This window comes from Armatimonas sp. (genome assembly GCF_964826245.1).
In genome coordinates, this window is sequence record NZ_CBAYMC010000283.1 from 1 (window position 1) to 4,904 (window position 4,904).

The following is a 4,904-nucleotide window of genomic DNA, read 5'->3' on the forward strand; positions in this document are numbered from 1 at the left end:
GCATCTCGGGCCTGCTAACAACCCGCCGCACCCTCTAATTTGTTTCACGTGAAACAAATTCAATTAGAAGCCTCCCTCAGTGCTGAGGGAGTAACGGTGGGAAGTGCCCTCACAGCGGTCACGCTAAAGCTTCCCGCAGGGCAGCTCACGGGGATCATCGGCCCCAATGGCTCCGGCAAGACCACGCTCCTGCGCTGCCTTGTGGGAGAACGCAAGCCTGACTCTGGTAGAATCTGCCTCGGGAAAGAGGCCCTAGAGAACCTAAAACCTCAACTGAAGGCCCAGCTCCTGACCTATCTACCGCAAACCACCCCCATTTCCTTTGCTTTCACCCTGAAAGAGCTGGCAGGGCTCCAGGCAAGATCAGCCGACACTCTTGCCGCGGCTCTTGAGGCAATGGAGCTAGAGAGCCTGGCGGATCGCTCTCTTCTTACTCTCTCAGGGGGAGAGCGCCAGCGTGGTGCCATTGCGCGTGTGCTCGCTCAGGCCACACCCCTGCTACTCCTAGACGAGCCCCTCGCCCACCTTGACCTGCGCTACCAGAAGCGCTTACTGGGGTTTCTCGTGAAACACTGCCAGGCAGGAGGCAGCGTCGCGCTGGCTCTTCATGAGCTACGTCTGGCGCAAAACTGGTGCGACTCTCTTGTGCTCTTGCACCAGGGGAAGCTCGTTGCAGAAGGAACACCTACCGAGGTTCTGACTCCGGATAGACTTGAAAACGTCTTTGGTGTCGAAGCAGGTTTTGCCTATTAACATGGTCTTAATGTCAAAAGCGTGATTATTTGATAGACTGACAGACAACGTGGCAAAATCAAAACAACCTTTTGAGGAAGAGCTCAAGGAACTTCGGCGTATGCTCCTAGAGATGGGAGTGGCGGCGGAAGAGATGATCGGCGACGGTATTGCCGCACTGGTTCGGCAAAATACGGAGCTCGCCGATGCCGTGCTTGAACGAGATAACATTGTGGATCGGATGGAGCAGGAAGTGGAGCTACACTGCCTGAGGCTACTCTCTCGTAAAGTGGCCTCGGGCAGCGAGCTGCGCCATATTACCTCCGCCCTGCGCGTCGCAACGGACATTGAGCGAATCGCGGATCATGCCGTAGATATCGCACAAGCCGCCAAGCGCCTCTCGGTCGAGGCGATCTACAAGCCTCTGGTAGACATTCCTCATCTGGGAGAGTTAGCCCAGAACATGCTGCGCCTCACCCTAGATGCCTTTGTGCGGCGAGACCGTAAGCAAGCCCCGATTTTGATTGCCTCCGATGACGAAGCCGATGCGCTCTACAAGCACATGCGCGGCGAGCTGAAATCCACTCTGGAAAGCGATCCCCATGCCGTCTCCCACGCGATCTACTTGCTCTTTGTGGCCTACTACTTAGAGCGCATCTGCGATCACTGCACCAATATTGCAGAGCGCGTGGGGGATGCATGATAGGCGATACAGACTCCCTCATTGAAGAGTTTCTCGATGGTGCCCCTCGCGCTGAGACCTGGAGTAAGCTACATGAAGCGCTGGCCCTGCGCCTCGAAGCCGCACGACGTGAGGGAGATGCCCCGCAGATCGAGCAGCTAGAGCAACAAGTGGCCGCTCTTGCCCAAGAAGAAGCCATCACTCGCTTTGTCGAAGACTCCGTCCGAGTGACTCTGGTGCGCCCGCGTGGCGGTGAGTTCGATTTCGACGACGAATTCTAACAAAACCCGTACGATATTGGGTATAACGGGTCATGGGCAACCTGCGAGGCATTTTTTTTGATCTCGATGATACGCTGATTGACTCCACGGGCGCGATGCGAGCTGCCATCAGTGCCGTCTTGCCCCTGATGCCGGAACACTCTCCCACGCAGATCGCCGAGGCTCTTAAGCATGCCTACCACCAGCTCTGGGGCTACAAGACACCTGGCTATGCTGCTCTCAGAACCATAGCGACGCCCGAACTACGCTGCCGGCTCACGAAGGCCGCGCTAGAAAAACTCGGGATCACCAGCCCGACCCGCCTCACTAAGGTTCAGCAGGCCTACGAAGCCACTGAGCAGGCTACGCTTCAACTACTTCCCGGCACACAGGAAACACTTCAAGCACTTCAGCAGAGCTTTCGCCTCGGAATTATCACCAATGGCCCCTCGAATATCCAACGGGAGAAGCTCGCCCAAGTTGGTCTAGCGGAGTTTTTTGATGTTATTGTTGCAGACGCGGATTTTGGCGCTCCTAAGCCCGATCCACGGCTCTTTGACTATGCAGGAGGGCTACTTGGTTTAACATCGAGCGAACTAATGTTTGTCGGTGACTCACCCGAAGCTGATATTGCCGGGGCACGTGCCGCAGGCTGGCAAAGCGTGCTTTTCCGGGGAGCAGGTAGCTCTGAAGCAAGCTTCTGTATCGAAAAACTAGAGGAGATCTTGCTCTTGCCACCTATTCTCGAAACAAAACACTTGCATCCGGCGCAAAGGTCGCCGATACTATAGATTAAGTAGGGAAATGATGTTAGCACCCGCTCGAATGCTAGATCTGCTCACTCCGCGTCTCTGGACACCCGATCAGGGCGCGGCAGGGCTGATTTTCATCCCTCCCCCTCGGAGATTGATCACCGTAGTAGGGGGACAGATAGCATCGGCAGGAGACCGTGTGAGCGCAAGCCTCACGGTGCAAAGAGAGCGCTTTCAAGCGACACCAGGAGGTTTAATCATCGTGAGCAGTTCGCGCAAAAAGGAGCCCGGTCGAACGATAGGGCACCCAGATCTCGCCTCAGGGGCCAGCGTGCAACGAGGCGATGTCCTCTATGTCTCTATTGCGGAAGCGGTCTACCGCGAGTCACGCGGGGAGACTATCGAGCTCCATTTCGAGTCCACCGAAGAAGACAACGAAGCGCTTCGGGAGCTACGCGTGCGTGCCCGCAACCGCTGGGAGAACGATCGCCTCCCCGATGGTTGGACACGACCGCTCCCCCTACCTGCCCCCAGCCCCAAGAAAACGGGCCTCTCTGAAGAGCTACGCGCACTCGCAGAGGAGTGGAACGCCCGCCAGAGAGGCCCTGAAGCTCTTGAGGCCCCAGAGGCTACCGAAGAGGACTAAGGCGCTTCCGCAAGACGCAGACGGACGGTGCTAGGCTGGCCATCACGGAGGATTCCCAGCTCAACTTCCTGCCCGATTCGCTGGCTCTCCAGCACCTTGCGGTAACTTGCCTCATCGGGAGTGGGAGTGCTTGCCAGTCGCACGATGACATCGCCCTGCTGAAAGCCTGCCATGGCCGCGGGGGAGCTACGGTAGACAGCCCGAACCACCACGCCACTTGTTCCCTCAGGAAGCCGTAGCATCCGTGCCAAGCGTGCCGTCAGCTCCGTGGTAACCACCCCATCGTAAGGGCGCCGGACCTTGCCGTAGCGCTTGAGCTCTCCGACGATCTGCATGGCGGTCTTGATAGGGATCGCAAAGCCGATATTCTGGGCATCCGTGCGCACCAGAGTGTTAATTCCCACGACTTTCCCCCCCAGGTCCACCAGCGCCCCCCCCGAGTTGCCCGGATTGATAGCCGTGTCGGTCTGAATGAGATTCTCGTAGGTGCGGTCTTCCATCACCAGAGGTCGTCCCAGCGCCGAGACCACGCCTGCTGAGACCGAGTGCGAGAGGCCCACAGGGTTGCCAATCGCCAAAACCGTCTGACCAGGCAGCAGCGCATCGTTCTCCCCAAGCTGAGCAGTCGGCAGGCGCTGTGGGTCTTGGACTTTAAGAAGCGCAACATCGGTGGCGCGATCCGCCCCAACAGGCTGCGCGGTAAATACCCGGCCATCGGTGAGGGTGATCGTGATCTTTCCGCCCGTCTTTACGGACTCCCCGACCACGTGCTGATTGGTGAGGACATAGCCACCCTCTAACAAAACACCCGACCCCGCTCCCGTCGGCACTTCGCGGGTCTCCTGGCGGCCCCGGCCATAGAACCAGTCCTCACGGCTATCAAAGACCGTCCGACTCTGGCGTGAGGTTGTGTCAATCGCCACTACCGAGGGAGCCGCGAGCCGTGCCGCCTGCACAATGGGCTCTTTATCCGCCGCGTAGGGAGGGGCCGCCACCGCCAGCTTGCCCGGCAGAAGCGACTCCACACTTCCCCCCCGCACTGTCACACACGCCCCTGCCAGCATGCCCACGAGCAGCGTCCCAAGAGCTGTTGCGGGGTGATTCCATCGAAAACTAGCCATGACAAATCTTACTCCTTTTGCCTTTTTCATACGCAGGAAAAAAAACAAAGTTCCCCAAGTGAAAGAAATTGCACGGGGAAGCTACAGCGCCACCCGCGTAGCTACAAGCAGCTCAAAGAGATTGGCATAGAGGAGGAAATAGAGTTGTGAACAACAATTTGCCTGAGTCTACTCTAGGCAAACATTTGCAGGAAGAAGCGGCTCAGCCCACACCTGCAACCTCAGGACTCTGGGAACGTGTGCAGACCAAACGAAGCAAAAAGACGTTTCTTACACGTGTATTTCAGGTCAAAACCCAGTAGCGTAGGAGGGTCTGCACGGAGAGCATCACACCGATGGCGATCACCAGCTTGCGGACGTTGCCTGCCCCAAGTTTACGTGCCACACCGACGGCAAGCCAGCCGCCTAGCATCGCGCCGATGGTCATCAAGGCCGCGAGCTTGAGATCCACTTTGTGGCTGATCATGAGCACCACCGACGCCACGACGTTCAAGCCACCCGTGAAGACCGTCTTGAGGCCGTTCATCTTATGGATCTCGGTCATGCCCAGCATTCCGAGAGCCGCCAGCGTCAGAATCCCAATGCCCGCCCCAAAGTAGCCACCGTAGACCGCCACACCCAGCAAAAACAAGGCAATGGGTAAGGGGAATTTCTTCCCCTCCTCCCAGGATTGGGAGGAGGGAGGAGCGGAGCGGAGGGAGGAGGGCTTGA

Annotated in this window: 7 protein-coding genes; 5 read left to right on the top strand and 2 right to left on the bottom strand. The window is 57.9% G+C overall.

The genetic code is table 11. From position 1 onward, the window contains the following. Window positions 1-48 precede the first annotated feature (48 nt). The 5 genes from AC1XOS_RS19670 to AC1XOS_RS19690 are packed head-to-tail and all read left to right on the top strand — an operon-like array spanning window position 49 to window position 3,072. Entirely contained in the window at window positions 49-753 is a 705-nt protein-coding gene (locus AC1XOS_RS19670) for an ABC transporter ATP-binding protein (RefSeq protein WP_481963915.1), read from the top strand. A gap of 49 nt (window positions 754-802) precedes the next feature. Then, a complete protein-coding gene (gene phoU / locus AC1XOS_RS19675; RefSeq protein ID WP_481963916.1) occupies window positions 803-1,435 on the top strand; it encodes a phosphate signaling complex protein PhoU in 633 nt (210 codons plus the stop codon). Then, window positions 1,432-1,695, top strand: coding sequence for a hypothetical protein (locus tag AC1XOS_RS19680; RefSeq protein ID WP_481963917.1), 264 nt, complete (start codon window positions 1,432-1,434; stop codon window positions 1,693-1,695). The genes phoU and AC1XOS_RS19680 overlap by 4 nt, the downstream gene beginning before the upstream one ends. 32 nt (window positions 1,696-1,727) lie before the next feature. Further along, window positions 1,728-2,465 (top strand): HAD family hydrolase, encoded by a 738-nt coding sequence (locus tag AC1XOS_RS19685; protein WP_481963918.1) that lies wholly within the window; start codon window positions 1,728-1,730, stop codon window positions 2,463-2,465. A gap of 13 nt (window positions 2,466-2,478) precedes the next feature. Continuing rightward, complete coding sequence (locus AC1XOS_RS19690; RefSeq protein WP_481963919.1) at window positions 2,479-3,072, top strand: hypothetical protein; 594 nt, start codon at window positions 2,479-2,481, stop codon at window positions 3,070-3,072. On the opposite strand, the gene AC1XOS_RS19695 is transcribed toward AC1XOS_RS19690, so the two are convergent. Together AC1XOS_RS19695 and AC1XOS_RS19700 are read right to left on the bottom strand one after the other, a co-directional pair. Then, on the bottom strand, window positions 3,069-4,193 hold the full coding sequence (locus AC1XOS_RS19695) for a S1C family serine protease (RefSeq protein WP_481963920.1): 1,125 nt from the start codon (window positions 4,191-4,193) through the stop codon (window positions 3,069-3,071). The two genes, AC1XOS_RS19690 and AC1XOS_RS19695, sit on opposite strands and share 4 nt — an antisense overlap. A gap of 283 nt (window positions 4,194-4,476) precedes the next feature. Continuing rightward, window positions 4,477-4,904, bottom strand: a 428-nt coding sequence (locus AC1XOS_RS19700; RefSeq protein ID WP_481963921.1) for a sulfite exporter TauE/SafE family protein, incomplete at its 5' end; no start/stop codon positions are given.

Bases quoted from the DNA above. Each gene is read 5' to 3' on its own strand.
- AC1XOS_RS19680 (WP_481963917.1), top strand. From the start codon at position 1,432: ATGATAGGCGATACAGACTCCCTCATTGAAGAGTTTCTCGATGGTGCC.
- AC1XOS_RS19685 (WP_481963918.1), top strand. From the start codon at position 1,728: ATGGGCAACCTGCGAGGCATTTTTTTTGATCTCGATGATACGCTGATT.
- AC1XOS_RS19690 (WP_481963919.1), top strand. From the start codon at position 2,479: ATGATGTTAGCACCCGCTCGAATGCTAGATCTGCTCACTCCGCGTCTC.
- AC1XOS_RS19695 (WP_481963920.1), bottom strand. From the start codon at position 4,193: ATGGCTAGTTTTCGATGGAATCACCCCGCAACAGCTCTTGGGACGCTG.